A 25,202-nucleotide genomic window follows, 5' to 3' on the forward strand; every position below is an offset into this window, starting at 1 on the left:
GATCAACAGCAGCAGCTTTTGCAGCGCCAGGGCAAGGGCTGCCGATCAGCGGAACCCCACCGATCAGGGCGCTCAGGGGCAGCGCCACCGCGACACCAAGCGCGGTGCCGGGGATTGTCCGCGCCACCAGATCGCAGTGCTGACCATGCGTCGCCCGATGGCCACCACCACCTCGCCAACCTTGATCGTGAATTGCGCCAGATCGCAGAGAAGGACCTTGATGTCGGCGGACGGCTCCTGCGGCCCAGGACATCACTAATCTTGCACAGATGCAGAGCATCGTTGCAGAGGTCGATGGCCTCATCGAGACTGGAGAGGGAATACTCTCGGACAATTTGGCACGCCGCAACAAACACTTGTGCCATTGTCAGGGCAGTGCCTCGGCGTCGCGCATCCGGATTTCATCCCGCCGGCCCTGTCGGGATCGGCTGGTCGGTGTGGAAAAGGGCGCCGAAAGCCGGCGCCCCGCGTTCGCGATGAAAGGCCGGTCAGACGCCCGCTTCGATGATGGCACGCGCCAGGATCGGGATCGTGGTCTGGTTCAGGCCGGCGATGTTGATGCGGGAATCGCCCACCATGTAGATGCCGAACTCTTCCTTGACCTGCTTCACCTGCTCGGGCGTGGCGCCCAGGCGCGAGAACATGCCGCGATGCTCGGCCACGAAGCCGAAGCGGTCCGAGCCCGACAGGCTGCGCAATTCGGCCGCCAGCTGCTCGCGCAGCTTCAGCATGCCGCCGCGCACGGCCTCAAGCTCGGCCATCCAGTCGGCGCGCAGTTCGGGCGTGGTCAGCACGGTCGAGACGATCCTGGCGCCGTGGAAGGGCGGGAAGGAATAGGTCTGGCGGTTCAGGAAGGCCATGGTCCCCTGCGCCAGCTCCTTGGTCGCCGCGTCGGCGCACAGCGCCAGCAGGATGCCGGTGCGCTCGCGATAGATGCCGAAGTTCTTGCTGCACGAGGCGGCGATCAGCACCTCGGGGATGCGGCTGGCGATCAGCCGGGTGCCGGCGGCGTCCTGTTCCAGCCCGTCGCCGAAGCCCTGGTAGGCCAGGTCGATCAGCGGCGTGGCGCCGGTCTTTTCCAGGATCGCGGCGACCTCGGCCCATTGCTCCAGCGTCAGGTTGGCGCCGGTCGGGTTGTGGCAGCAGCCATGCAGCAGCACCACGTCGCCCTGTTTCGCGGCCGAGATGTCGGCCTTCATCGCCTCGAAATCGACGCCCCGGGTCTCGGCGTCGAAATAGCGGTATTCGACCACCGGCACGCCCATGAAGTTCATGATCGAGACATGGTTCGGCCAGGTCGGGTTGCTGACGAAGACCTTCAGGCCGGGATTGGCCAGCCGCGCCAGTTCCAGCGCCTGGCGGATGGCGCCGGTGCCGCCGACGGTGGCCAGCGCCGCCGTGGTCCCGGGCTTGTAGAGATCGCCCAGGATCATCTCGGCCATGGCCTTGTGGAACTCGGGCTCTCCGGCCAGGCCGGCATAGGACTTGGTGGTTTCGGCTTCCAGCATCCGCTGTTCGGCGGCGCGGACGGCGCGCATGATCGGGGTGCGGCCGTCGGCATCCTTGTAGACCCCCACGCCCAGGTCGATCTTGCCCTGGCGGGGATCGGCCTTGAACTCGCCCATCAGGGCCAGGATCTTGTCGGGGGCCTGCGGTTTCAGATTGCCCAGCATCACGCGTCTCCGGTTGCGATTTTAAGATCGGGGAAGCTGCCCCATTCGGCCCAGCTTCCGTCATAAAGCGAATGGTCCCGGTGGCCGATGCGCTCCAGCGCCAGGAACAGCGAGGCCGCCGTCACGCCCGAGCCGCAGGTGGTGATCACCGGCCGCGACAGGTCCACGCCGGCCGCCTCGAAGGCAGCGCGCAGCTCGGCCACGGGTTTCAGCGTGCCGTCGGCGTCGTAGAGCCGGCCGAAGGGCAGGCTGCGCGATCCGGGGATATGGCCCGAGCGCAGGCCGGGGCGCGGCTCGGGGGCCTCGCCGCGAAAGCGTTCGGGGCCGCGGGCATCGACGATCTGCTGGTCGCCCAGCTTGCTGGCGGCGGCGACCTGGGTCACGTCGCGCACCAGCGCCGCCTGGCGCTGCACGGTGATGTGTCGGTCGCGCAGGATCGGCGGCATGTCCTCGACCTCGCGGCCTTCGGCCAGCCATTTGCCGAAGCCGCCGTCCAGCACGGCCACATCCTGCTTTCCCATCAGCCGGAAGGTCCACCAGACCCGCGCCGCCGAGCGCACCGGCGAATTGTCATAGACCACCACCTGGTGGCCGTCGCCGATGCCCATGGCGCGCATGCGGCTGACGAACATCTCGGGCTGCGGCGCCATATGCGGCAGCTCGCTGCGCTTGTCCGCGATCTCGTCGATGTTGAAGAAGCGGGCGCCCGGAATATGCGCGTCCATGTATTCGGCGCGGGCGTCGCGGTCCGGCTCCAGGAACCAGCTGGCGTCGATGATGCGCAGGTCGGGATCGTGCAGATGGGCGGCGAGCCAGCCGGTCGAGACCAGGACCTTCGGATCGTCGGAATCGGTGGACATCGGCCTTCCCCCCGGGCGCAGAAACGACACCGATGTAACCCCAGCCGCGCGGGCCTGCAATGCTTAACCCGGGGGTCAGCCCTGCTTGAGCAGGCGCTGCTTCTGCCGGTTCCAGTCGCGTTTCGCGTCGGTTTCGCGCTTGTCGTGGTTCTTCTTGCCCTTGGCGACGCCGATCTTCAGCTTCACCATGCCGCGATCGTTGAAATACATCACCAGCGGCACCAGCGTCATGCCCTCGCGCCCCACCGCCTGCCAGAGCCGCGCCAGTTCCTTGCGGCTGACCAGCAGCTTGCGCTTGCGCCGTTCCTCATGGCCAAAGACGCCGGCCTGCTTGTAGGCGGCGATATAGCCGTTGATCAGCCAAAGCTCGCCCTGTTCGACCGAGGCATAGCTTTCGGCGATGTTCGACTGGCCGGTGCGCAGGCTTTTCACCTCGGAGCCGGTCAGCACGATGCCGACCTCGAGGTCGCTTTCGATGAAATAGTCGAAGCGCGCCCGACGGTTCTCGGCGATGATCTTGTAGTTGGGGTCGGATTTCGTGGCCATGACCCCGCACAGATAGGGCGGCCGCGCCGGGCTGTAAAGGCTTGGCGCGGTCCGCGCCGCTCAGCGGGCGAAACAGCTCAGCGTGGTCTTCATCGCCGGGCGCTGGCGGCCGTCGGCCAGTTTCACCGCGTCGGGTTTCGAGGGGCGCCAGACGTGCAGCCGCCCGTCCACCTGCGCGTTCCGGTGCGCGGCGCAGATCCGGGCGATGCGGGCCTGCACCTGCTTTTCGCCGACTTCCTCGGGGAAATAGACGATCTGGAAGGTCGACTGGAAACCGCCGGCCTCGGTCGGGAAGACAAGGAAGATGCCGGGGCGGTCCTCGGGCGGCAGGGTGGCCGCGATCATCTGCTCGCGCTTCTGGTCCTTGGTCAGCGCCTGCGCGCCGTGCATGGCCAGCAGCACAAGGCCCGCCGCGAGAAGTAGTCGTTTCATGTCATGGTCCTGAAAAAGATCGATGCATCGCGGCCTTAGCGCGGCGCGGCGGGGGCGGAAAGGCTTTCGGAAGAAGTTTACGGACGCGCGTCGGGCGCTGCGGCTTGCCAGCCACCGCCGGCGCGGCAAGACTGGCCCCGAGGCAAGGGAGGCGGCGATGCGGCACGGCGGGCAGATTCTGGTCGATGCGCTGAAGGCGAACGGGGTCGGGCGGGTGTTCTCGGTCCCCGGCGAAAGCTTCCTGGCGGCGCTGGACGGGCTTTACGCCTCGGGCATCCAGAACGTCACCTGCCGGCACGAGGGCGCGGCCGCGATGATGGCCGAGGCGCAGGGCAAGCTGACCGGCCGGCCGGGCGTGGCCTTCGTCACCCGAGGCCCCGGCGCCACCAATGCCAGCGCCGGCGTGCATGTGGCGCGGCAGGATTCGACGCCGATGATCCTGTTCGTAGGCCAGATCGCCCGCGGCCACCGCGACCGCGAGGCCTTTCAAGAGGTCGATTACCGCGCCCTGTTCGGCCCGCTGGCGAAATGGGCGGCGCAGATCGACCGGACCGAGCGCATCCCGGAATACCTGTCCCGCGCCTTCCATCTGGCGGTGTCGGGGCGGCCGGGGCCGGTGGTGCTGGCGCTGCCCGAGGACATGCTCTCGGCCCGGGCCGAGGTGCAGGACATCCCGCCGCCGGCGGCGGCGCTGGACGCGGTGGCGCCGGCATCGGTGCAGGCCGTCGCCGGGGCGCTTGCCGCGGCGCGGCGGCCTTTGGTGGTGCCCGGCGGCTCGCTCTGGTCGCAGCGGGCGGCGGAGGACCTGGCGCGTTTCGCCGCCGGCTGGGGCCTGCCGGTCGCGGTGCCCTTCCGGCGGCAGGGGCACATGGACAACGACCATCCGAATTACGTCGGCGACCTGGGCGTCGGCATGAATCCGGCGCTGGGCCAGGCGCTGGGGCAGGCGGATTGCATCCTGTCGCTGGGCTCGCGGCTGGGGGACACGCTGACCCGCGGCTATGAGCTGATGGACCCGGTCCGGCCGCGGGCGCGGGTAATACACGTCCACCCCTCGCCCGACGAGCTGGGGCATCTGTGGCGCCCCGATCCGGGGCTGGCAGCCGATCCGCGCGCGGTGGTCGCCGCCCTGGCCGCGAGTCCGGCGCCGCGCCGCTGGGACGACTGGACCGCCGGTCTGCGCGCGGCCTACGAGGCGTGGCAACAGCCCCAGCCCACCCCGGGCGCATTGCGCCTGGAGGAGGTGGTGCGCTGGCTGTCGGACACCCTGCCGGCCGAGGCCATCGTCACCAACGGCGCCGGCAATTACGCGGCCTTCCTGCACCGCTATTACCGTTATCGCCGCTGGGGCAGCCAGCTGGCGCCGACCTCGGGCTCGATGGGCTACGGCCTGCCGGCGGCCATCGCCGCCAAACTGCAGCACCCCGACCGCGTGGTGGTCTGCCTTGCCGGCGACGGCTGCCTGCAGATGACGGCGGCCGAACTGGCCACCGCCGCCCAGCATGGCGCGGCGGTGATCGTGCTGGTCGCGAACAACGGCCGTTTCGGCACCATCCGCATGCATCAGGAACGCAGCTATCCCGGCCGGGTCTCGGGCACCGACCTGGTCAACCCGGATTTCGCCGCGCTGGCCCGCGCCCATGGCGGTTTCGGCGAGCTGGTGGCGCAGCAGCGGGATTTCGCCCCCGCCTTCGCCCGCGCCCGCGCCGCCGGCACCCTGGCGCTGCTGGAACTGAAGCTGGACCCCGAGGCGCTGTCCCCCGGCGCCACCCTGGCCGAAACCCGCGCCGCGGGCGAGGCGGCGCTGCGCCGCGCCTGACGTGCCTAGAGCAGCCGGCCGATCCAGACCATGACCGCGGCCAGCAGGGCCGCCGCCGGCACCGTGATCAGCCAGGCGCCCAGGATCATCCGCATGTAGGAACGCCGCACGAGGTGGCGGCGGCGGCGCTCTTCGTCGGGCAGCGCCGGCAGGGCGCCGGCCAGCCTCCGGTCGCGCCATTCGCGGTAAAAGCCGATGCCGAACACCCCGCCCACGGCGATATGCGTGGTCGAGACCGGCAGCCCCGCCGCCGAAAACCCCAGCACCGTCGCCGAGGTCGCCAGCGAGATGCACAGCGCCCGGGCGGCGTTCAGCCGGGTGATCTTGCTGCCGACCATATAGACCAGCCGGCGCCCGAACAGCAGCACCCCCAGCGCGATGCCGATCCCGCCCAGAAGCAGCACCAGCCGGCCCTGCGGCAGCAGCCCGCCCTGCGTCGGCAGGCTGTCCAGGATGATGCCCAGCGGCGCCGCCACGTTCGAGGTGTCGTTCGAGCCATGCGCAAAGCCCATCACCGCCGCCGCCGTCACCAGCGGCACGCCCAGCAGCTTTTTCAGCGCCAGACGCTCGCCGCGGTCGGCGGCGATCTCGCGCCGGATGCGCAGCCGGGCATACAGCCAGCCGCCGCCCGCGCCCGCCAGACCCAGCGCCAGCACGGTCGACAAGGCCAGCCCGTGCCAGGCCACCGCCGCCAGCGAAGCCAGCAGGCCGGTCGTCGCCGCGACCATGATCGGCAGCCAGACCCGGCCGGCGGCGACCCGGTCCTCGCGCTCGGTCACGCGGTTGCGCAGCGCCGCCAGCAGCAGCGCCGCCAGCGCGCCCGAGAGCAGCGGAGAGATCACCCAGCCGATCGCGATCAGGCCCAGTTCGGGCCAGTTGACCGCGCCGGGGCCGAAGCTCGCCAGCCCGGCGCCGGCGATGGCGCCGACCACGGAATGGGTGGTGCTGACCGGCGCATCCAGCCAGGTCGCAAGGCTGATCCAGCAGCCGGCGGCCAGCAGCGCGGTCAGCATCATCCGCGCCGTCGCCTCGCCCTGGCCCAGCGTGCCGCCGACCAGCCCTTGGGTCAGGGTCACGGTGACCGGGGCGCCGGCGATGACCGCGCCCAGCACCTCCATCACGGCGACCAGCAGCAGGCCGGAGGTCATGCCGATGGCACCGGCGCCCACCGCCGGGCTCAGCGAGTTCGACACGTCGTTTGCGCCGATCGACAGCCCTAGCCAGGCCGCCACCGCCATCGCCGCGGCGACGATGCCCAGCGCCGGCTGGCCGGCAAAGACCCCGGTGGCGGCATAGGCGGCAGCGGCCATGAAGAGCAGCGCGATGCCCAGCCGGAACACCGGCCGGCCCGATTGCATGACCGCGCGCTCGGTATTGGCGACGCGGCTCAGATCCTTGTCCAGCGTCCGGTATTCGCGGGAACGGCGTGTCATGCCCCGCGTCACCGCGCCCCAGGCGCCGGCAGCGCCCGCAGGATGCGCCGCAGGCCCGATTCGGCGACCATCCGCGCCGCCTCGTCTGGCGCGAACCAGCGGCGTTGGCGCTGGTCGGCCTCGGGGAAACGGTCCTCCAGCCGGTCGACCCAAAGCGGAAACACCCGGACCTCGACCGGGATGGCAAAGCCGTGATCCTGGTCCTTGTCATAGTGATAGCGGCCGATCTCGGCCTCGCCGATGCGACCCCGGGCCCCGGCCTCCTCCCAGGCCTCCTGCATGGCGGCGCCGGCCAGGCTGCGGCCGGGCATCGGCCAGCCCTTGGGCACGATCCAGCGCCCGGTGCCGCGGCTGGTCACCAAGAGCACCTGCCCGGTCGTTTCGTCCAGGCACAGCGCGGCGACCTGCATCTCGGGCGGGCGGCGGCCCAGCAGGCGCGCCAGCCGGTCGCGGAACGCAACGATCATTCGCCGCCCTCCGCGTCGCGGATTCGGGTGCGGGCGGCCTTGACCTCGCCGCGCTGGGTCTTGGCGGCCAGGCGACGGCGCTGGCTGCCCAGCGTCGGCCGCGTCGGGATGCGCTTGCGCGGCGCGACCAGCGCCTGGCGGATCAGCTCGGCCAGTCTTTCGCGCGCGATCTCGCGGTTGCGGGCCTGGCTGCGGGTTTCCTCGGCCCGGATCAGCACGGCGCCGTCCTGGGTCCAGCGCCGCCCCGCCAGCCGCTTCAGCCGCGCCTTGACTGGCGCGGGCAGGTGCGGCGAGCGCTCGGCCTCAAAACGCAGCTCGACCGCGGTCTCGACCTTGTTCACGTTCTGTCCGCCCGGTCCCTGAGACCGGGTGAATTGCTCGGACAGTTCCCATTCCTGGATCGTGATCTGGTCGTTGATATGCAGCATGATCGAAATATGTCGCAAATTCCGGTTAAGGAAAGGTCAAGCGAATCACGAAACGCGCAAAACGCCTCAGTGCAGCCGGATTGCCGCAGTCGCCGAGGCGCCGTCGGCATCCACCACCGTCAGCACGGCGAAGCCCGGGCCGGGGTTCGGCAGCTCGGCCGAGGGTTGCGGCCGAGCGATGGCGGCGGGCGCGCCGTTCAGCAGGAAGGTCCAGGGCCCGCGCCCGCCCCGCGCCTTGGCGGTCAGCGCGCCCCGCGCCTCCAATTCGGCCCCATCGGGCGGATAGGTCAGGCGCAGCGCGTCGGGGCCGGCCGGGCGCGCGGCGGCGGCGCTGGCCTCGCCCGGGGGCGCGAAGCGGCGCAAGGGCAGGGGCAGGGCGCTGTTCGGCAGGGTCAGTGTCTGCGGCGGAGGCGGCGGCAGCGCGACCGAGGGCAGGGCGTCGAACAGATCGAACAGCACCGGCGCCGCCAGATCGCCGCCGAAGCCGCCGGGCACGGGCGTCCCGTCCGGTCGTCCCAGCCAGACCGCGCCGACATGCGCCCCGTCATAGCCCACCGCCAGCGCGTCCCGGAACCCGTAGGAGGTGCCGGTCTTGTAGGCCAGAACCCGCTGCCGCGCCCCTTGCGGTGCCGGATTCGCGGCCAGGATATTGCCGACCTGCCAGGCGGCGACCGGCCCGAACATCGGCGCGCCCCCCGCTTTGGCCCCGCTCGGCAACGGCGACAGCGCAATGCCTTGCCCGCCCCGCGCCAAGGCGGCGTAACCTTGCGCCAGCCCCTCCAGCGTGACGCCGGCGCCGCCCAGCACCACGGCCAGCCCGGGCGCATCGCCGGCAAGCCGCAGTTCGACCCCGCCGCGGCACAGGGCCTGGGCGATGCGGTTCGGCCCGACGGCATCGGCCAGCTTCACCACCGGAATGTTCAAGGACCAGACCAGCGCGTTCTTCAGGCTGACGGTGCCGCGGAAATGCTTGTCGAAATTCTGCGGCTGCCAGAGGCCGAAGGCGGTCGGCCGATCCTCGATCAGCGTCTCGGGATGCGCCAGCCCATCGTCGAAGGCCAGCCCATAGACGAAGGGCTTCAGCGTCGAGCCCGGGCTGCGCCAGGCCCGCGCCATGTCCACGAAACCGGCCGAGGCGCCGTCGGCCCAGTCCGCCGCGCCGACCTCGGCCAGGATCTCGCCGCTGCGGTGATCGGCCAGCACCACCGCCGCCGACAGCCGCCGTCCCGCACCGCGCACGGCGCGCGAGGCCAGATCCTCGGCCCGGCGCTGCAGGCGCGGGTCGATGGTGGTCTCGATCCGCGCGGCACCGGGGTTCTCGCGCACCAGCCGCGCGGCCAGCAGCGGCGCGAGCGCCGGAAAGGCCCGCCTGCGGCCCGGTACCGGCTCGGCCATCGCCGCCCGGGCATCGGCATCCGAAATCAGCCCTGCCCGAGCGGCCTGTGCCAGCACGCGATCCCGCGCCGCCTTGGCCGTCTTGGGAAAGCGGTCGGGCCGCCGGCTTTCGGGCGATTGCGGCAGCGCCACCAACAGGGCTGCCTGGGCGGGCGTCAGCCGGCGCGGCTCCTTGCCGAACCATTGCAGGCTGGCGGCGCGGATGCCCTCGACATTGGCGCCATAGGGGGCGAGGCGCAGGTAAAGCCCCAGGATCTCGCGCTTGGTCAGATGCCGCTCCAGCGCCAAGGCCAGCCGCAGCTGCCGCAGCTTGCCGGCCCATTGCCCGGTCGGTCCCGCCTCGATCAGCCGCGCCACCTGCATGGTCAGGGTCGAGCCGCCCGAAACCACCCGCCCATGCCGCAACGCCTGCCCTGCGGCGCGCAGGATCGCCAGCCCGTCGACACCGCCATGGCGCTGGAACCGCCGATCCTCCCACAGCAGCAGCATGTCCAGAAACAGTGGATCGACCGGCCCGGCATCCAGCCGCCAGCGCCCGTCGGCCACCTGGAAGGGCCGCAGCAAGCTGCCGTCCCGCGCCACCACCTCGACCCCCACCGGCACTTCGAGCCGGGGCAGCGCGGTCGCATCGACCCAGGCATCCAGCTGGTCGCGCAGCCCGGCGCCAAGACCCAGCAGCAGGACGAAAGACATCAGCAGAAAGGCAAGACGGCGCGCGCTCATGCCCGATTCATACGCCAGCACGGCGGGACAGGAAACGCCCGCTTCTTTGCTCTGCAAATACCCAACCCACGGTGTTCATGCGCACGGCCGGATGGGTATTTGAAAAACGGAAAGACAAGGACGCCGAGGCTGTTTCACCGTTTCCCAAATACTCATGCGACGCTGCGGCGGGGCGCCTAGCGTGGCTCTTCCTCGCCGAACAGCCCCTTCAACCCGCGCGCGATCAGGTTGCCGACCTTGGGCCGGGGCTGGTGGATGAAGGGCAAGGGCCGGCAGACTTCCATGGCGGCGATGCCGACGCGGGCGGTCAGCGCCCCGTTCACCACGCCCTCGCCGAAGCGTTTCGAGACCTTGGCCAGCAGGCCGGCTCCGGCGACGGTATGGATCAGGTCGTCCCCGGCCGCGACGGCGCCGGTCGCGACCAGATGCGTCATCACCGTGCGCGCCAGCCGCCAGCCGCCGACGGCGCCGGCGCGGCCGCCATAGATCTCGGCCATGCGGCGGATCATGCGCAGGTTCGCCGCCAGCGCGGCAAAGACATCGGCCAGCGCCAGCGGGATCAGCGCCGTCGCGGCGGCGACGGTGCGGGCGGCGGCCTCGATCTCGCGCCGGGCCTGCTGGTCCAGCGGTGCCAGAAGCTCGCCCTCGGCCATGGCGATCAGGGTTTCGGGGTCATAAGCCTCGGATTTGCGCTCCTTGAGCCGGGTCAGGCCCCATTCCAGCTCGGGCCGGGTGCCGTAGAGGCTTTCCATCCGCCCCACCACCTGCTGCGCCGCCGCCAAGTCGCCCGAGGCCAGCGCCGCGCCGGCCGCGCGGTTGATGCCATCGATGGCGCCGAAGCGCGCCCAGGCCCGGTATTCGCGGAACGCCATGGCCAGCGCCGCCAGGCAGAACAGCACCATCAGCCCGATGCCGATCCAGCCGAGCAGCGGATAGGCGTTCAGCAGGTCGGTCAGATAGCGCAGCCCCGCCACCGACAGCAGGAAGGTAAAGAGCGCCACCCCGGTATTCAGGAAGAACCGCGTCAGCCGCGACGGACCGGCGCCGACCAGCCGCGCCACCATCTGCATGGTGCGGGGCTGCGGCAGCGGCGCCAGCGGGCCGTCCTCGATCGCCGGGGCATCGGCGGGCGAGGGTGCCGCGCCCTCGCGCGTCTCGCTGCGCGGGGCACGCCGGTCGCGGCGGTCGCCGGAGGGCGGCAGCGGCGGGGTCTCGGGCATGGCCTGGGCCACCGGCTCGGCGTCGGAGGGCACGGCATCGGCGCCCATCTCGATCAGGACCGGCCCGCGCCGTTTCGCGAGGTCTTTCGGGGGTTCAGCCATCATGCCTCCTCAGATCCGGTCGCCGATCAGGAATTCCGCCGCCCGGTCCAGCCGGATATGCGGCGGCCCGTCGCCCGGGCGCAGCGTGGCCGGCGCCGGGGCGAAGTCCATGATCGCATAATCGCCGTCCAGCCAGCGCGCAGCACCCTGGCTTGCCGGCACCAGCAGCTCGGCCGGATTCGCCGGCAGCTCGCCAGGATAGAAGGCCGCCTGCCGCCCGTCCATCAGCGTGCCGCGCACGGCGGGCAGGTCCTCGCCGTCCTGGCGGATCATCTCCTCGGTGGTGCAGCGCAGCGAGGCGATGGACATGGCCTCGGTCCGCGCACCCGAGAAATCGGCGCGGTCGCGGGCCTCGCGCAGCATGGCGGCGGTGATCGCGGTCAGGCGCGGGTGCTGGATATGGTGCAGGTGGTCGGCCTTGGTGGCGGCGAACAGGATGCGTTCCACCCGCCGCGTGCCCAGAAGCTGCGCCAGCCAGCCGGCGCGGCCGGGGCGGAAGGCGGTCAGGATGTCGGCCATGGCGCGGCGCATGTCCTCGACCGCCTGCGGCCCGGCGTGGATCGCGCCCAGCACGTCCATCAGCACCACCTGCCGGTCGATGCGGGCGAAATGCTCGCGGAAGAAGGGCCTGACCACCCGCGCCTTGTAGGCGCCGAAGCGGCGGGCGAATTCGCGGCCCAGGGCCGTGTCGCGCATCTGCTGCGGCAGCGGCGTGAAGGTCAGCGCCGGCGAGCCCTCCAGCTCTCCGGGCATCAGGAAGCGGCCGGGGGTGCAGTCCGACCAGCCGGCCTCGCGCGCCCGGTGCAGGTGGCTGGTATAGGCGGCGGCCAGCGCCTGTGCCGCGCCTTCCTCGAAGCGCGCGGGATCGGTCGAGGCCAGCGCGGCCAGGAACTCCAGCGCGCCGGGGCGGCCCTTCATGCGGTCCAGCACCTCCTGCGACCAGGCGTCGAAGTCGCGCTCCATCAGGCGCAGGTCCAGAAGCCACTCGCCCGGATAGTCCACGATGTCGAGATGCAGCACCTGCGTGCCGCGCCAGCCGGCGATCATGCCGCGCGGCTGCACGCGCAGGGACAGGCGCAGCTGGCTGACATGGCGCGTGCCCTCGGGCCAATGCGGGTCGGGGCCGGTCATGGCGGCCAGGTGGCGTTCGTAGTCGAAACGCGGCACGGTGTCGTCGGGCTGCGGCTGCAGCCACGCCGCCTTCAGCGAGCCGTCCGCCGCCGCGCGCAGGGCCGGCATCCGGCCCCGGTCCAGCAGATTCGCCACCAGCGAAGTGATGAACACGGTCTTGCCGGCGCGCGAGAGCCCGGTCACCCCCAGCCGGATCACCGGGTCGGAAATCCCCAGGCCCTGCATCAGATCGTCGGCAATTCCCATCCGGTCCCCCGCCTGTCGCCCGGCCAAGATATGCAGCCGGGCAGCGGATGTGTAGGGGCGGCAGGACCGGCCGTCAGCGATAGAGGTCCAGCGTCACGTCCAGGTCGTCGGGATCGACCGGATTGCCGTTCAGATCGGTCCAGGTGCTTTCGCCGCCGAAGGCGCCGTCATGGCGCAGGCCGATGTTCATCCCGGTCGCGTTCTGCACGGTCACCGCTTCGGCGGCGTTTAGCCGGATCACGGTATCGCCGCCCGATTCCTGCACCGAGACGTTGCTGTAGTCGTCCGGCCCGTTCCGGGGCGAGTCGGGCATGATGTCCTCGGGGTTCAGATAGACATGCAGCCGATCCTCGCCCCGGGCGAAGTCGGTCACGACCGCGTGGTGCCCGCTGTCGGCAAAGCCGGTCAAGCTGTCCGCGCCCGCGCCGCCCGTCACCGTATCGGACAGATCGAAGCGGATGACGTCGTCGCCCTCGCCCCCGTCCAGCACGTCGTTGCTGTTGCCGATGCGCAGGGAATAGCCGTCCTCGCCGCTGCCGATGCCACTGTCCGCCGGGCCATAGGCGCCGCGCAGCATGTCGTTGCCGGCGCCGCCCGCCAGCGTCGCTCCATCGACCACGTCGAAGGCAGAGCGGCCCACATCGACCGTCAGCGTGTCATTGCCCGCCCCCGCATCGACGCGTCCCGCGTCCCGCAGATAGACCCGCTCGTCCGAAGCATTGCCCTGCAGGCCATGGCCGCCCGTCAGGTAGAAGGTCAGGCCGGTATTGTCGTCGCCGTGGTCCAGCAGCACGTCCTCGCCGTCCAGATACAGCTCGCTGTCGGTCAGCCCGGCGATATCCAGCGTGTCCGCCGCACCGTCCGAGACATCGATGCCGGAGCCGCCCGAGACCACCATGCCGCTGCCCGAGACCCGGATATGGTCCGCCCCCGACCCGCCATAGACAGCGCCATAGGCCCCGTCGTTGATGCCCGTCAGCGTCAGGCTGTCGTCGCCTTCGCCGCCGTCCAGCCTGTTGCCCGATCCCTCGAGCGAGATCGTGTCGCGGCCCGTGCCGCCCGCGACCTCGATGCGGCTGCCGCTGCCCGTGATCCGGTCGTCGCCCGCACCGCCCCATCCCGTGCTCCGGTCGCCGGCCAGCGACAGGCTGTCATTGCCGTCGCCGCCATCCGCGATCAGATTGTGGCCCGTGACCGAGATCACATCGTCCCCCGCACCGCCGCGCGCCACGCCGTGACCGTGCCGCAGGCCCGAATCGTCGAGGGCGCGATCCGAGTGCAGCGAAATCGTGTCGTCGCCCGCGCCTCCGTCCAGATCCATCGCCGGCCCGGTGGCGATGATGCTGTCATTGCCCGCGCCGCCGCGCAGGGCGGTGACGCCCAGGTCGGGCCCGCCGTCGGGATAGGGCTCGGCGCTGTGCCAGTCCCAGTCGGCCGAGCCGTCGCGGTGGATGTTCTCGCGCCAGCAGGCATTGCCATCGTGATAATCGACCACCAGAGCCTCGCCGCCGTTGCGGGTCGCGGTCAGCGTGTCGTCGCCCGCGCCGCCGTCGGTCACGCCGTTTCCGTCGTCGATGACAAGGTCGTCATCGCCCGGCGTGCCAGCCGGCGGCGGGGTGGCGTCGCCCCCATGCGCATCGTCGTCGTCGTCGAAAAGCTGCGCGAAAGCCGCAGCCCCCAGCGGCACCAGCAGCAAAAGCCAGTCGTTCATCGCAATCCCCTTTCGATCAATGCGATCACGCAATCGCGAGAGTCCGGCCGCTGTCAACGCCCTCGCGCCGGCCTTCCCCCGCCGTGGTGCTTTTGCCATAAGGAGCCATGCAGCTCCCCATCGACGCCGTCCTGCCCGACCTGACCGCCGCGCTGTCGGCGCATGGCCGGGCCGTGCTGATGGCGCCGCCGGGCGCCGGCAAGACCACGCGCGTGCCGCTGGCGCTGTTGCCGGTCGTGCCGGGCCTGATCCTGATGCTGGAACCGCGCCGCCTTGCCGCCCGTGCCGCCGCCGCCCGCATGGCCGAGACCCTGGGCGAGCCGCTGGGCCAAAGCGTCGGCTATCGCATCCGCGGCGAATCCGTCCCCGGCACCCGCATCGAGGTGGTGACCGAGGGCATCCTGACCCGGATGCTGCAATCGGACCCCTCGCTCGACGGCATCGGCTGCGTGATCTTCGACGAATTCCACGAGCGCAGCCTGAACGCCGACCTCGGCCTCGCGCTGGCATGGGAGGCGCGGGCGGCGCTGCGCCCGGACCTGGCGCTGCTGGTCATGTCGGCCACGCTCGACGCCGAGCCGGTCGCGGCGCTGCTGGACGGCGCGCCGGTGATCCGCTCGAACGGCCGCGCCTTTCCGGTCGAGACGCGCTGGCTGGACCGTCCCCTGCCCGCCGGCGCGCGGCTGGTCCCCGAGGCCGCCCGGCTGATCGCCGAAGCCGAGGCGGCGACGCGGGCCCTGGGCGGTACCATCCTGGCCTTCCTGCCCGGCGAGGGCGAGATCCGCCGCACCATGGCCGCGCTGGACCTGCCGGCCGAGGTGGTGGCGCTGTATGGCGCGATGGAGTTCAAGGCGCAACAGGCGGTGCTGCGCCCGGCGTCTGGGCGGCGGGTGGTGCTGGCGACGTCCATTGCCGAAACCTCGCTGACCATTCCCGACGTCAAGGTGGTGGTCGACGCCGGCCGGGCGCGGCGGGCGCGTTTCGACCCCGGCTCGGGCATGTCGCGGCTGGTGACGGAGCGGGTCAGCCGGGCCGAGGCCGAACAGCGCCGCGGCCGCGCCGGCCGGGTCGCGCCGGGGATCTGCTACCGGATGTGGGCGCGGGCCGAAGAGGGTGCCTTGCCGGCCTTCGCCCCGCCCGAGATCGCGGTGGCTGACCTGTCGGGGCTGGCGCTGGAGCTGGCGATCTGGGGCTCGGACGGCAACGACCTTGCCTTCCTGACCCCCCCGCCCGAGGCCGCGCTGGCCGAGGCCCGCGTGCTGCTGCGCGACCTCGGTGCGCTGGACGCGGCCGGGCGGATCACCGATCACGGCCGCCGGCTGGCCGCGCTGCCACTGCATCCGCGGCTGGCGCATATGCTGGTCGTGGCCGGGCGCGAGGCCGCTGGGCTGGCCGCGCTGCTGGCCGACCGCGACCCGCTGAGCGGGGCGCCGGCCGACCTTGCGCCCCGGCTGACGGCGCTGCGCGACCTGCGCGCCTATCGCGACCGCCATCCCTGGCCGGTGAACGACGCCGCCCTGCGCCGCATCCGCGACGAGGCGAAGCGTCTGCGCCACATGGCCGGAAGCGGGGCCGGCGACAGCACCGACCTGTCGCCCGGCGCCATGGCGGCGCTGGCCTATCCCGACCGCATCGGCCAGCGCCGCCGGGACGACCAGCCGCGCTATGTGCTGTCGGGGGGCAAGGGCGCCGTGCTGCCCGAGGGCGACGCCATGGCCGCGCATCGCTTCATCGTCGCGACCGACCTCGACGGCGACACGCGCGAGGCCCGCATCCGCCTGGCCCTGCCGATCCATGAAGCCGAGATCCGCGCGCTTTACGCGGGCCGCATCGAGACCGTCGAGGCGGTGGAATGGTCGCGCCGCGACAGCCGCGTGACCGCGCGCCGCCAGGAACGCCTGGGCGCGCTGGTGCTGTCGGACCGGGCGCTGGACAGCCCCGATCCGCAGGCGCTGGCGCGCGCGGCTTTCGAGGGGCTGCGCCAGCACGGCCTGACCTGGACGCCTGGCGCCGCGCGGCTGCGGGCGCGGATCGCACTGGTGCCGGACCTGGGGCCGGTCGATGACGCGAGCCTGCTGTCGGATCCCGACTGGCTTCTGCCCTGGCTGACCAAGGCGCGGACGCTCTCGGACCTGCGCGGGCTCGACCTGACCGAGGCGCTGAAATCCCGCATCGGCTGGGACGGCCAGCAGGCGCTGGACCGGGTGGCGCCCGCGCATTTCGTCACCCCGCTGGCCCGCAAGGTGCCCATCGACTACGACCACGAAACCCCCTCGATCGAGCTGAAGCTGCAGGAACTGTTCGGCGTCTCGCGCCATCCCACGGTCGGCGGGCGGGCGCTGCGCATCTCGATGCTGTCGCCGGGCGGCAAGCCCATCGCGGTGACGACCGACCTGCCGGGCTTCTGGACCGGCGGCTATGGCGATGTCAGGAAGGACATGCGCGGCCGCTATCCGCGCCACCCCTGGCCCGAAAACCCGTTGGAGGCCAACCCGACCCTGCGCGCCAAGCCGCGCGGGACCTGACCCTTTCTTCGTTGCCCGAATACCCGTGCGGCCTAGGCCGTCTTCAGCCCCCTGAGCCGGAAGGCCAGCACGATCAGCACGATGCCGATCAGCACCGCCAGGGTCCCGATCATCCAGGCAAAGCCCAGCAGGCCCGCCGCCGGCAGCAGCACCAGCAGGATGCCCCAAAGCGCCAGCAGCAACCCGCTGAGGCCCAAGGCCCATTCGCCCTCGATCTCGCGCCGCAGGCGGATGGCCGCGATGATGCGAAAGATGCCCGCGACGATGGCCCAGGCCGCCATCCACAGCACGAAGGCCACGGCCGTCGCCGCCGGCCAGAACAGCGCCATCAGGCCGATCAGCACCGACAGCAGCCCGTCGAGCGCCCAGGCCCACCACTGCTCGTCCTGAGCTTTGCGGCGAAAGCCGGTGACGATGGCCAGGATGCCGTCGAAGACCGCATAGACCCCGAAGGTGATCAGCAGCACCAGCAGCGTCAGCCCCGGCATGGCCAGCGCGATCAGGCCGAAGGCCACGGCGGCGATGCCGCGCAACAGCAGCACCCACCAGTTGTCGGACATGGTGCGAACAAGATTGTCCATGATTTCACTCCTTGGGACGGAAACGGATTTCGTCGCTGGAGCGGCACGCGGCCGCGGTGTCTTGCCACGGTCGAATGCTACCACGGGATGAACGGATCCGGCTGCCGCAGCGGCCGGATCCGGTGCCTTCGTGGCGAAAGGGCAACAGGTTCAGTTCAGTAGCGGCGGCAGGGTCAGCCCGCGCAGCACCTCGGCGGCGGGCATCGGCCGCTTGCCCTCGCGCTGCGCCTCCAGCACCTCGACAGCGCCCGTGCCGCAGGCCACGGTAAAGCCCGACAGCACCCTCCCCGGCGGGCCGGAGCCCGCGGCCAGGCGCGAGCGCAAGAGCTTCACCCGCTCGCCTTCGACCAGGCACCAGGCACCGGGAAAGGGCGAGAGCGCGCGGATCTGCCGGTCCACGACCTCGGCCGGCCGGGTCCAGTCGATGCGGGCCTCGGCCTTGTCGATCTTGTGGGCATAGGTCACGCCCGATTCCGGCTGCGGCACGGCGGGCAGCGGCAGACGGTCCAGCGTCGCGGCGATCAGTTCGGCGCCCATGGCGGCCAGCCGGTCGTGCAGGTCGGCGGTGGTGTCCTGCGCGCCGATGGCGGTGCGCGCCTCGGCCAGCACCGGGCCGGTATCGAGCCCAGCCTGCATCTGCATGATGGCGACGCCGGTTTCCGCATCGCCGGCCATGATGGCGCGATGGATCGGTGCCGCGCCCCGCCAGCGCGGCAGCAGCGAGGCGTGGATGTTCAGGCACCCGAGCCGCGGCGCGTCCAGCACCACCTGCGGCAGGATCAGCCCATAGGCCACCACCACCGCGACATCGGCGCCAAGAGCCGCGAAATCGGCGCGATCCGTCGGGTCGCGCAGGGTTTCGGGGGTGCGGACCGTCAGCCCCAGGTCCTCGGCCGCGCGATGCACGGGCGAGGGGCGGGGCTTCTGCCCGCGCCCCGCCGCACGGGGCGGCTGGGAATAGACCGCGACGACCTGGTGCCGCGCGGCGATGGCCCGCAGCGCCGGGACCGAGAAATCGGGTGTGCCCATGAAGATGACGCGCATTGCTGGCCTCCGTTCCTGCCCTGCCGTCATAGCCCGGCGGCGGGCAGGGCAAAACCCCGGACGAAGGCCAGCACGCGCGCGCGGGCCCAGGCGGTGGCTTCGGGGTCGAACTCCAGCGGCGACAGGCGCGAGCGCTCGCTCTGGTCGAAGCCGTGGTCGGCCTCGGGGTCGATGCGCAGGGTCAGGTCGGTGCCTCGCGCCAGCTGGTCGGCGGCCGTGGCGCGGCAGGCGTCGGGATCGGTGATGGAATCCTGCCCGGCCAGCAGCATCAGCACCCGGACCTGCGCGGGCCAGGGCCCGTCTGCCGTGCTGACGAGGCCGCAATAGGGATAAAGCAGCACCACCGGACCCAGCTGCGCCGCCAGGCTGGCGGGCGGCGCCGGCCATTCGGTCAGGCCGGGCGGCGGCGCAGTCGCGGAAAGCGCGTGCAAAAGCTCCATCGCCGTCCAGCCGCCATGCGAGGCGCCGAGCACCGCCACCTGCGCGGCGTCGATGCCCGGCATGTCGCGCAGCGCGGCCAGCGCCACGGCCAGGTCTCCGGCTCGTTCGGACCCGGGCAGCACCTGCGCTGCGCAGACCGCGCGCCAGGCCTGGGCCTTGTCCAGCCCGCGCGGGGCATGGCTGTCGAGGATCAGCGCCGCCCGACCCATCGCCACGAATTGCCGCGCCCAGTAATCCATGTTGTCATGCACCCCGTCGCAGCCCGACAGCAGCACCGCGGCCGGATGCGGCCCGGGCGTGTCGGGGCGCAGCAACCGCCAATGCGGCTCCAGCCGGGCGCGGCGCTCGGAGGGCGTATCCGGCGCGGGCTGCCAGCCGGCGTAATTGCGGGCGGTGTTCAGCCCCAGCCCGGCCAGCATCAGCGCCAGGGCCGACAGCGTCAGGATCAGCGGTTTTCGCATCCCATTCGCCCGTTCGTGCCGCAGATCGCCTTCAGCCGGCGGGTGTCTTCGGCCGTCCAGTCCTGGGGTGCGGTGACCGAGACCCAGCCGTCGATATAGTCGTGCGCGTGGTAGATATGGCCGAAGCCGGGCGGGGCCGAGGTCGCCACCAGCATGTCCACCGCCAGTTGCAGCTGCGTGACGACCGGGGTGAAGCGCAGGCGCGGCGAGACGTCGGGCGCCGGCGGTTCGCGCATCCACTGCGGCGCGCGCCACAGCGAGGCGGCGTCGTAGAACACGATCGGGTCGCTGCCGTATTGCAGGAACAGGATGCGCAGCCGGCCCCAGGGCTTGCCCGAGCGGTCCGGCGCCGCGAACTGGCTGGCATAGCGGATGACCTCGCCCTCGTCGATCCGGGGCAGGATGAAGGGGCTGCCGGGTTGGCGCGCGGCATTGGCCTGGCGCCACAGCGTCGAGGGGAAGGGCGGGCCGACCCAGAAGGCGCCCGACACCGGCTCGTTCATCATCTGGAACGGGTTGAACGAATGCATCGAGGACCACGCCCCCAGCGAGATGCCGTGCAGATACAGGCGCGGCCGCCTGTCGGCCGGCAGGCTGCGCCAGTGGTCATAGACCAGCCGCATCAGCGCCTCGGTCTGGGCGAGGCCGGCATCGGTCTCGAAGATCAGCGCCAGAGGGCTTTGCAGATAGGAATACTGGATCGCCACCGTCGCCAGATCGCCGCCCTGCATGTATTCCAGCGCGTCGTAGCTGGCCGGGTCCATCCAGCCGGTGCCCGTGGGGCTGGCCAGGACCAGCACCTTGCGGTCGAAGGCGCCGACGCGCAGCATCTCGGACAGCGCGACGCGGGCGCGGGCCTGCGGGTCCTTGTCCTGCGCGAGCCCGACATAGATGCGCAGCGGCTGCTTCGCCGGGCGGCCGGTGAAGCGGGCAATGGCGTCGGCGTCGGGGCCGCCCAGCACGAAATCGCGGCCCGGCTTGCCCATCAGGTCCCAGGAGATGTCCGAGCCCGCCGAACCGGGCCGCCAGTCCTGCTCGGGCGGCGGGGCGCTGGGGTCGGTCAGGTGCTGGGCGGCGACATAAGAGCTGTCGGCCAGGCGCATCGCCCCGTTCACGACGCCGTCGCGGGTCAGGAAGACCACGATCAGCCCCGCCAGCAGCAGTCCCAGCACATTGGCGCTGCGCACCGGGATATAGCGCGCCAGCCGCAGCCGCAGCAGGTCGAAAAGCGCCTGCACCGCCTTGCCGATCAGGAACAGCAGCAGAAACACCGCGAGCCCGGTCGCCAGCATCTTGGTGGTGCTGGCGACCTCGACATCGGGCATGCCCATGCGCGCGCGGATGCTGTTCTGCCATTCGTCGGCCAGGAAGACGCAGCGCAAGAGCAGGGCCAGCACCGGCACGGCCAGCACCGCATGGGCCGCGCGCGCGGCCCGTCCCCTCAGCACCGGGATTTCCAGCGTGCGCCAGACCGCCAGCAGGAATTGCATCATCGCATAGCCCGCCGCCATCGAGGCGCCGGCCAGCACCCCTTGCGTCAGCCAGTCGCGCGGGATCAGCGAAGGCGTCAGCGAGGCGGCGACGAGCAGCAGGCCGGCGAGCAGGGGAAGCGCGGAAAACATCGGTGGCCTGCCGCCTTTCTGATCTGTCCCGTCGCAAGATGCCGGCGCGGGTTCATCGCCTTGTTCCCGCGGATGTTAGGGGCGGGTCCGGGGAAAGGAAAGGCTTCCGCGGCGGCTTGGGAAGGTCTCTGGCGCGCGGAGGTTTCGCGCGGGGGCCGGGCAGGCGTTCCCCCGGGATATTTCGAAAGCGAAGAAGGCCGGGGAGCGGGTCGCAACCCGGTCAAGCGGCCGGTAGCGGGACACTGTTCCCTTACGGTCGAACAGGGGTGAAACCGGCCCTCACGAACATCATCAGGCGCCGGGTCGAGGGAAAGGGCCATACTTGCCCATGCGGGGGTTCGACACAGCGTCGACCGGACGCCGTCGGCGGTCAGCGGCGCGTCAGCTTGGCGGATTTCGCCACCAGCATCTTGCGGCGCAGGGGCGAGAGGTGATCGACGTAGAGCCGGCCGTTCAGATGGTCGATCTGGTGCTGGACCGAGGTTGCCCAGAGCCCGACGAAATCGCGTTCTTCGACTTCGCCCTGGGCATTGAGGAAGCGGACGGTGACCGCGCGAGGGCGCTCGATCCGGGCCGAGACGCCGGGCAGGTTGGGGCTGGCTTCCTCATGCGCGCGCAACTGCACGCTGGCGTGCAGGATTTCCGGATTGGCCATGCGGACGGCCTGGCCACGCTTGTCCGAGGCGTCGACCACCGCCAGCCGCTGCATGATGCCGATCTGCGGCGCGGCCAGGCCGACGCCCGGCATCGCCTCCATCGTGTCGATCATATCGTCCCAGATCATCCGGACGGTCTCGGTGATCGCGGGCACCGGCTCGGCGGGGATGTGCAGGCGGCGGTCGGCATAGGGCAGGCAGGGACGGACGGTCATCGGGCGGCCTTTCAGGGTGCCGCCCGGTATCACGGCGGAGAGTGGAGGTAAATCCGGCCCGGGGTTTCCGCCGAGGCCCGGCTGGGCACGGTCGGGCCGCTGCCCTGGCCGAAGGCCGCCCATTCATGCGGCGGCACGGCCGGCGCGGGCTTGGTATTCGGCGCGGCACTTGCGGCGGCTGCACGGCGCCGGCCCAGCCGATGGCCCAGCAGCAGGCCGGCCAGGAAGGCCAGGAAGGACCAGAGGAAAGACAAGCCGACACCTCGCACGCAGCGGAACCTGCGGCCAGACTAGGGTGCAGCGGCGAAGGAAGGCTTAACGGGCTGCCGGAAAAGGAATTCCGTGAGAGCGTCGGGACGGAAAAGTCGTTTTGGATCCGACCGGGATCGGCCAGAAAGCAGGGCATTTTCGGGCGGTTCGAGGCGGTTTTCCCGCCTTTCGCCCGGTGTGTCGCGTCGCGAGGGTTTTTCCGCAGCCTGTTGGGCGGCGGGCGGGAAAATGCCGCGCTTTTTAGCGATCCGCCTCGGGGAGGATGTCGAGGATCAGCCTTCCGTCGAGGTGGTCGGCCTCGTGCTGGGCGATGCGGGCCTCGATGCCCGAAAGGGTCAGCAGTTGCAGCGCCCCGGTCAGGTCGAAGCAGCGCAGCGACACGACGGCGGGCCGTGCGACCGCGACCGGGCGGCCGGGGATCGAGAGGCAGGTCTCTTCCAGGGTCGCCACCTCGCCGGCCAGCGGCAGGATCTCGGGGTCGAGCACGATGCGGGGCAGGGGGGCGCCCTGTTTCCAGCCGGGATCCATGACGAAGATGCGATGGCACTCGCCCAGCTGCGGCCCGGCGAGGCCGCGGCCGCCGGCGTCGTACATGGTGACCAGCAGGTCGGCGGCAAGCTGCGACAGCCGATCCCAGCCCAGCCGTCCCACCGGCGTGCAGCGCCGCCGCAGCGCCGGATCGGGATGGAGCAGGATCGGGCGGACCCGGCCCCGCGCGGCCAGCGCAGCCGGATCGGGAGCCCGGGGGGCGCCGGCCATGTCCTTGCCCGTGAGGGGCTCAGGCACGGGCGCGCTCGCGCTTCAGCTTGATCATCTTCCGGGTGATCATCTGGCGCTTGATCGGGCCGAGGTAGTCGAGGAACAGCTTGCCGTCGAGGTGGTCGATCTCGTGCTGGGCGCAGGTGGCCCAGAGCCCGTCGAACTCGCGCTCCTCGGTCCTGCCGTCCAGGCCCAGCCAGCGCACCCGGACCTGGGCCGGGCGGGTCACGTCGGCGTAATGGTCGGGGATCGAGAGGCAGCCTTCCTCATAGGTGTTCAGCGCTTCCGAGCGCCAGGTGACTTCCGGGTTCAGCATGACCACCGGCTGGCGCGGCGCCTCGGGGTCCTTGTTGCAGTCCATGACATAAAGCCGCGACAGCACGCCCACCTGCGGCGCCGCCAGGCCCACGCCCGGCGCGTCGTACATGGTGGCCAGCATGTCGGCGGCCAGGGTCTCGATCTCGGGCGTCACGCGGGCCACCGGCTCGCAAATCTTCTTCAGCCGCGGATCGGGGTGGAGGATGATGCTGCGCAATGTCATGACCGTGATCTAGGGCAAGCCTTGGCCTTGCGCAACAACGCGCTATGGTGGCGGCGGATGGAAAACGAGGGGACCATGGCCCAGCCCGATTTCGACGAGATCATCGACCGCACCGGCACCAGCTGCTCCAAATGGGACGACATGCAGGCGATCTACGGGGTTTCCCCGCAGGACGGCATCGCCATGTGGGTGGCGGACATGGATTTTCGCCCGCCGGCCTCGGTCCAGCGCGCGGTCGAGGGGTTCGCCGCGCATGGCGTCTATGGCTATCCGGGCAGCAACCCCGCCTATACCGACGCCATCCGCTGGTGGATGGCCAGCCGCCACGGCTGGGAGGTGGCGCCGGAATGGATCCTGTCGGCGCATGGGCTGGTCAATGGCACCGCGCTTTGCGTCGATGCCTTCACCCAGCCCGGCGACCGGGTGATCCTGATGACCCCGGTCTATCACGCCTTTGCCCGGGTCATCCGCGCCGGGGGCCGCGAGGTGGCCGAGTTCCCGCTGGCCGTCGAGGAAGGGCGCTATCGCATGGACTGGGAAGGCTGGGCCGCGCTGATGACCGGGCGCGAGCGGATGCTGATCCTGTGTTCGCCGCACAATCCCGGCGGCCGCGTCTGGACCGAGGCCGAACTGCGCGAGGTCGCGGCCTTTTGCCAGGCCCATGACCTGATTCTGGTCTCGGACGAGATCCACCACGACCTGGTGATGCCCGGCGCGCGCCATCGCGTGCTGGCGGGTCTGGTGCCCGAGCTGGCGCCGCGGCTGGTGACGCTGACGGCGGCGACCAAGACCTTCAACATCGCCGGCGCCCATATCGGCAACCTGATCGTCGCGGACGAGGGGCTGCGGCAGCGGCTGCAGGGACGGATCATGGCGCAGGGCATCTCGCCGGGCCTGTTCGGCCCCGGCATGGTCGCCGCCGCCTATTCGCCCGAGGGCGCCGCGTGGGTCGATGCGCTGACCGCCTATCTGGACGACAACCGGCGGCTGTTCGACGCGGGCGTGAACGCGATTCCGGGGCTGCGCTCGATGCCGCTGGAAGCGACCTACCTGGCCTGGGTCGATTTCTCGGGCACCGGCATGGAGCGGGCCGAATTCACCCGCCGGGTCGAGAAACAGGCGCGGATCGCGGCGAATCACGGCGGCACCTTCGGCCTGGGCGGCGAGGATTTCCTGCGCTTCAACCTCGCCACCCCGCGCGCCCGCGTGACCGAAGCGGTGGCGCGGCTGCAAGAGGCCTTCGCCGACCTGCAATGAGACGGCTGGGCGCGATCTTTTCGGCGCTGTGCCTGGCGGCGCTGCTGTGGGGGCTGTGGCTGCTTTGGGCGCCGCAGCCGGTCCCGCCGCGCCCGCAGCCGACCGCCGAGGGCTGGCACTGGCCGGACCTGCGGCTGCCGCGGTTGGCATGGCCGCCGATCCTGCAGCGCCCGCCCGCCCGGCCCGAGGCGCCCATCGCCTCGCCGGTCGAGCGCATCCTGGTCGAGAAATCCGCCCGCCGCATGACCGTCTGGCAGCGCGAGGGCGCGCCGCGCCGCTTTCGCATCGCGCTGGGCTTTTCGCCCGACGGCGACAAGGGCCGGCAGGGCGACGGCCGCACGCCCGAGGGCATCTTCCGCATCGACCGGCTGAACCGGCAGAGCGCCTATCACCTGTCGCTGGGGCTGGACTATCCGCAGAAGCGCCATCGCGACGCCGCGCGCCGGGGCGGCTATGATCCCGGCGGCGACATCATGATCCACGGCCAGCCGAACCAGGTGCCCGACGGCTATCGGGTCAAGGGCGACTGGACCGCCGGCTGCATCGCGCTGACCAATGCCGAGATCGAGGAGATCTTCGCCCATGCGGCCCTGGGCACCGAGGTCGAGATCCGGCCCTGACCGGCCCAGCGTCACCGCTTGCCG

The 25,202-nt window shown here is 71.3% G+C and carries 23 protein-coding genes; 4 read left to right on the forward strand and 19 right to left on the reverse strand.

The features are described 5' to 3' along the window. Nucleotides 1-488: 488 nt before the first annotated feature. The 4 genes from JCM7685_RS02550 to JCM7685_RS02565 all read right to left on the reverse strand — a co-directional run bounded on the left by JCM7685_RS02550 (nt 489) and on the right by JCM7685_RS02565 (nt 3,511). Complete coding sequence (locus JCM7685_RS02550; RefSeq protein WP_074966888.1) at nt 489-1,673, reverse strand: amino acid aminotransferase; 1,185 nt, start codon at nt 1,671-1,673, stop codon at nt 489-491. Beyond that, the gene (sseA, locus tag JCM7685_RS02555; RefSeq protein WP_074966887.1) at nt 1,673-2,533 is read right to left on the reverse strand and encodes a 3-mercaptopyruvate sulfurtransferase; all 861 of its coding nucleotides are present in this window, start codon (nt 2,531-2,533) and stop codon (nt 1,673-1,675) included. The genes JCM7685_RS02550 and sseA overlap by 1 nt, the downstream gene beginning before the upstream one ends. Nucleotides 2,534-2,608: 75 nt before the next feature. Further along, on the reverse strand, nt 2,609-3,079 hold the full coding sequence (gene smpB, locus JCM7685_RS02560; protein ID WP_074966886.1) for an SsrA-binding protein SmpB: 471 nt from the start codon (nt 3,077-3,079) through the stop codon (nt 2,609-2,611). Nucleotides 3,080-3,139: 60 nt separating this feature from the next. After that, entirely contained in the window at nt 3,140-3,511 is a 372-nt protein-coding gene (locus JCM7685_RS02565; protein WP_139218073.1) for a hypothetical protein, read from the reverse strand. A gap of 157 nt (nt 3,512-3,668) precedes the next feature. Here JCM7685_RS02565 and JCM7685_RS02570 point away from each other — a divergent pair, with 157 nt between their 5' ends. Then, nucleotides 3,669-5,330: a thiamine pyrophosphate-binding protein gene (locus JCM7685_RS02570; RefSeq protein ID WP_074966884.1), complete on the forward strand. Its 1,662-nt coding sequence runs from the start codon at nt 3,669-3,671 to the stop codon at nt 5,328-5,330. Nucleotides 5,331-5,335: 5 nt separating this feature from the next. Here the strand turns inward: JCM7685_RS02570 and JCM7685_RS02575 are convergent, their stop codons facing one another. The 7 genes from JCM7685_RS02575 to JCM7685_RS02605 all read right to left on the reverse strand — a co-directional run bounded on the left by JCM7685_RS02575 (nt 5,336) and on the right by JCM7685_RS02605 (nt 14,186). Then, the gene (locus tag JCM7685_RS02575; RefSeq protein ID WP_074966883.1) at nt 5,336-6,763 is read right to left on the reverse strand and encodes an inorganic phosphate transporter; all 1,428 of its coding nucleotides are present in this window, start codon (nt 6,761-6,763) and stop codon (nt 5,336-5,338) included. An 8-nt stretch (nt 6,764-6,771) separates the two neighbouring features. Next, nucleotides 6,772-7,230 carry an NUDIX hydrolase gene (locus JCM7685_RS02580; protein ID WP_074966882.1) on the reverse strand — a complete coding sequence of 153 codons (459 nt, stop codon included), beginning with the start codon at nt 7,228-7,230 and terminating at the stop codon, nt 6,772-6,774. Then, nucleotides 7,227-7,658: an alternative ribosome rescue aminoacyl-tRNA hydrolase ArfB gene (gene arfB / locus JCM7685_RS02585; RefSeq protein ID WP_074966881.1), complete on the reverse strand. Its 432-nt coding sequence runs from the start codon at nt 7,656-7,658 to the stop codon at nt 7,227-7,229. The genes JCM7685_RS02580 and arfB overlap by 4 nt, the downstream gene beginning before the upstream one ends. A 66-nt stretch (nt 7,659-7,724) precedes the next feature. Beyond that, nucleotides 7,725-9,776, reverse strand: coding sequence for a penicillin-binding protein 1C (pbpC, locus tag JCM7685_RS02590; protein ID WP_074966936.1), 2,052 nt, complete (start codon nt 9,774-9,776; stop codon nt 7,725-7,727). 176 nt (nt 9,777-9,952) lie between these two features. After that, nucleotides 9,953-11,101 (reverse strand): YcjF family protein, encoded by a 1,149-nt coding sequence (locus JCM7685_RS02595; RefSeq protein WP_408634316.1) that lies wholly within the window; start codon nt 11,099-11,101, stop codon nt 9,953-9,955. Nucleotides 11,102-11,107: 6 nt separating this feature from the next. Continuing rightward, nucleotides 11,108-12,475, reverse strand: a complete 1,368-nt coding sequence (locus JCM7685_RS02600; RefSeq protein ID WP_074966880.1) for a YcjX family GTP-binding protein — start codon at nt 12,473-12,475, stop codon at nt 11,108-11,110. A gap of 73 nt (nt 12,476-12,548) precedes the next feature. Then, nucleotides 12,549-14,186, reverse strand: coding sequence for a calcium-binding protein (locus tag JCM7685_RS02605; protein ID WP_074966879.1), 1,638 nt, complete (start codon nt 14,184-14,186; stop codon nt 12,549-12,551). Between the two features lie 107 nt (nt 14,187-14,293). On the opposite strand from JCM7685_RS02605, the gene hrpB reads away from it, so the two are divergent. Next, nucleotides 14,294-16,711, forward strand: coding sequence for an ATP-dependent helicase HrpB (hrpB, locus tag JCM7685_RS02610; RefSeq protein WP_074966878.1), 2,418 nt, complete (start codon nt 14,294-14,296; stop codon nt 16,709-16,711). A 32-nt stretch (nt 16,712-16,743) separates the two neighbouring features. Here the strand turns inward: hrpB and JCM7685_RS02615 are convergent, their stop codons facing one another. The 8 genes from JCM7685_RS02615 to def (JCM7685_RS02650) all read right to left on the reverse strand — a co-directional run bounded on the left by JCM7685_RS02615 (nt 16,744) and on the right by def (JCM7685_RS02650) (nt 23,301). Beyond that, nucleotides 16,744-17,292, reverse strand: coding sequence for an HdeD family acid-resistance protein (locus tag JCM7685_RS02615; protein ID WP_074966877.1), 549 nt, complete (start codon nt 17,290-17,292; stop codon nt 16,744-16,746). Between the two features lie 150 nt (nt 17,293-17,442). Continuing rightward, nucleotides 17,443-18,336, reverse strand: a complete 894-nt coding sequence (fmt, locus tag JCM7685_RS02620; RefSeq protein ID WP_074966876.1) for a methionyl-tRNA formyltransferase — start codon at nt 18,334-18,336, stop codon at nt 17,443-17,445. A gap of 26 nt (nt 18,337-18,362) precedes the next feature. Next, a complete protein-coding gene (locus JCM7685_RS02625) occupies nt 18,363-19,238 on the reverse strand; it encodes a dienelactone hydrolase family protein (RefSeq protein ID WP_074966875.1) in 876 nt (291 codons plus the stop codon). Next, on the reverse strand, nt 19,223-20,860 hold the full coding sequence (locus JCM7685_RS02630; protein ID WP_074966874.1) for an alpha/beta hydrolase: 1,638 nt from the start codon (nt 20,858-20,860) through the stop codon (nt 19,223-19,225). Before JCM7685_RS02630 ends, JCM7685_RS02625 begins: the two co-directional genes overlap by 16 nt. A 370-nt stretch (nt 20,861-21,230) precedes the next feature. Beyond that, entirely contained in the window at nt 21,231-21,731 is a 501-nt protein-coding gene (def, locus tag JCM7685_RS02635; protein ID WP_074966873.1) for a peptide deformylase, read from the reverse strand. A 29-nt stretch (nt 21,732-21,760) separates the two neighbouring features. Further along, nucleotides 21,761-21,985 carry a hypothetical protein gene (locus tag JCM7685_RS02640; protein WP_074966872.1) on the reverse strand — a complete coding sequence of 75 codons (225 nt, stop codon included), beginning with the start codon at nt 21,983-21,985 and terminating at the stop codon, nt 21,761-21,763. 256 nt (nt 21,986-22,241) lie between these two features. Further along, a complete protein-coding gene (locus JCM7685_RS02645; RefSeq protein ID WP_074966871.1) occupies nt 22,242-22,760 on the reverse strand; it encodes a peptide deformylase in 519 nt (172 codons plus the stop codon). Between the two features lie 19 nt (nt 22,761-22,779). Beyond that, nucleotides 22,780-23,301, reverse strand: a complete 522-nt coding sequence (gene def / locus JCM7685_RS02650) for a peptide deformylase (protein WP_074966870.1) — start codon at nt 23,299-23,301, stop codon at nt 22,780-22,782. A gap of 75 nt (nt 23,302-23,376) precedes the next feature. On the opposite strand from def (JCM7685_RS02650), the gene JCM7685_RS02655 reads away from it, so the two are divergent. Together JCM7685_RS02655 and JCM7685_RS02660 are read left to right on the forward strand one after the other, a co-directional pair. Further along, nucleotides 23,377-24,558 (forward strand): MalY/PatB family protein, encoded by a 1,182-nt coding sequence (locus JCM7685_RS02655; protein ID WP_074966931.1) that lies wholly within the window; start codon nt 23,377-23,379, stop codon nt 24,556-24,558. Beyond that, nucleotides 24,555-25,178: a L,D-transpeptidase family protein gene (locus JCM7685_RS02660; protein WP_074966869.1), complete on the forward strand. Its 624-nt coding sequence runs from the start codon at nt 24,555-24,557 to the stop codon at nt 25,176-25,178. The genes JCM7685_RS02655 and JCM7685_RS02660 overlap by 4 nt, the downstream gene beginning before the upstream one ends. Nucleotides 25,179-25,202 lie beyond the last annotated feature (24 nt).

Origin of the sequence: Paracoccus aminovorans, from assembly GCF_900005615.1 — a bacterium.
GTDB classification, from domain to species: domain Bacteria; phylum Pseudomonadota; class Alphaproteobacteria; order Rhodobacterales; family Rhodobacteraceae; genus Paracoccus; species Paracoccus aminovorans.

Coding starts and splice junctions, on each gene's coding strand:
- JCM7685_RS02550 (WP_074966888.1), bottom strand. CDS start 1,673: ATGCTGGGCAATCTGAAACCGCAGGCCCCCGACAAGATCCTGGCCCTG.
- sseA (WP_074966887.1), bottom strand. CDS start 2,533: ATGTCCACCGATTCCGACGATCCGAAGGTCCTGGTCTCGACCGGCTGG.
- smpB (WP_074966886.1), bottom strand. CDS start 3,079: ATGGCCACGAAATCCGACCCCAACTACAAGATCATCGCCGAGAACCGT.
- JCM7685_RS02565 (WP_139218073.1), bottom strand. CDS start 3,511: ATGAAACGACTACTTCTCGCGGCGGGCCTTGTGCTGCTGGCCATGCAC.
- JCM7685_RS02570 (WP_074966884.1), top strand. CDS start 3,669: ATGCGGCACGGCGGGCAGATTCTGGTCGATGCGCTGAAGGCGAACGGG.
- JCM7685_RS02575 (WP_074966883.1), bottom strand. CDS start 6,763: ATGACACGCCGTTCCCGCGAATACCGGACGCTGGACAAGGATCTGAGC.
- JCM7685_RS02580 (WP_074966882.1), bottom strand. CDS start 7,230: ATGATCGTTGCGTTCCGCGACCGGCTGGCGCGCCTGCTGGGCCGCCGC.
- arfB (WP_074966881.1), bottom strand. CDS start 7,658: ATGCTGCATATCAACGACCAGATCACGATCCAGGAATGGGAACTGTCC.
- pbpC (WP_074966936.1), bottom strand. CDS start 9,776: ATGAGCGCGCGCCGTCTTGCCTTTCTGCTGATGTCTTTCGTCCTGCTG.
- JCM7685_RS02595 (WP_408634316.1), bottom strand. CDS start 11,101: ATGATGGCTGAACCCCCGAAAGACCTCGCGAAACGGCGCGGGCCGGTC.
- JCM7685_RS02600 (WP_074966880.1), bottom strand. CDS start 12,475: ATGGGAATTGCCGACGATCTGATGCAGGGCCTGGGGATTTCCGACCCG.
- JCM7685_RS02605 (WP_074966879.1), bottom strand. CDS start 14,186: ATGAACGACTGGCTTTTGCTGCTGGTGCCGCTGGGGGCTGCGGCTTTC.
- hrpB (WP_074966878.1), top strand. CDS start 14,294: ATGCAGCTCCCCATCGACGCCGTCCTGCCCGACCTGACCGCCGCGCTG.
- JCM7685_RS02615 (WP_074966877.1), bottom strand. CDS start 17,292: ATGGACAATCTTGTTCGCACCATGTCCGACAACTGGTGGGTGCTGCTG.
- fmt (WP_074966876.1), bottom strand. CDS start 18,336: ATGCGCGTCATCTTCATGGGCACACCCGATTTCTCGGTCCCGGCGCTG.
- JCM7685_RS02625 (WP_074966875.1), bottom strand. CDS start 19,238: ATGCGAAAACCGCTGATCCTGACGCTGTCGGCCCTGGCGCTGATGCTG.
- JCM7685_RS02630 (WP_074966874.1), bottom strand. CDS start 20,860: ATGTTTTCCGCGCTTCCCCTGCTCGCCGGCCTGCTGCTCGTCGCCGCC.
- def (WP_074966873.1), bottom strand. CDS start 21,731: ATGACCGTCCGTCCCTGCCTGCCCTATGCCGACCGCCGCCTGCACATC.
- JCM7685_RS02645 (WP_074966871.1), bottom strand. CDS start 22,760: ATGGCCGGCGCCCCCCGGGCTCCCGATCCGGCTGCGCTGGCCGCGCGG.
- def (WP_074966870.1), bottom strand. CDS start 23,301: ATGACATTGCGCAGCATCATCCTCCACCCCGATCCGCGGCTGAAGAAG.
- JCM7685_RS02655 (WP_074966931.1), top strand. CDS start 23,377: ATGGCCCAGCCCGATTTCGACGAGATCATCGACCGCACCGGCACCAGC.
- JCM7685_RS02660 (WP_074966869.1), top strand. CDS start 24,555: ATGAGACGGCTGGGCGCGATCTTTTCGGCGCTGTGCCTGGCGGCGCTG.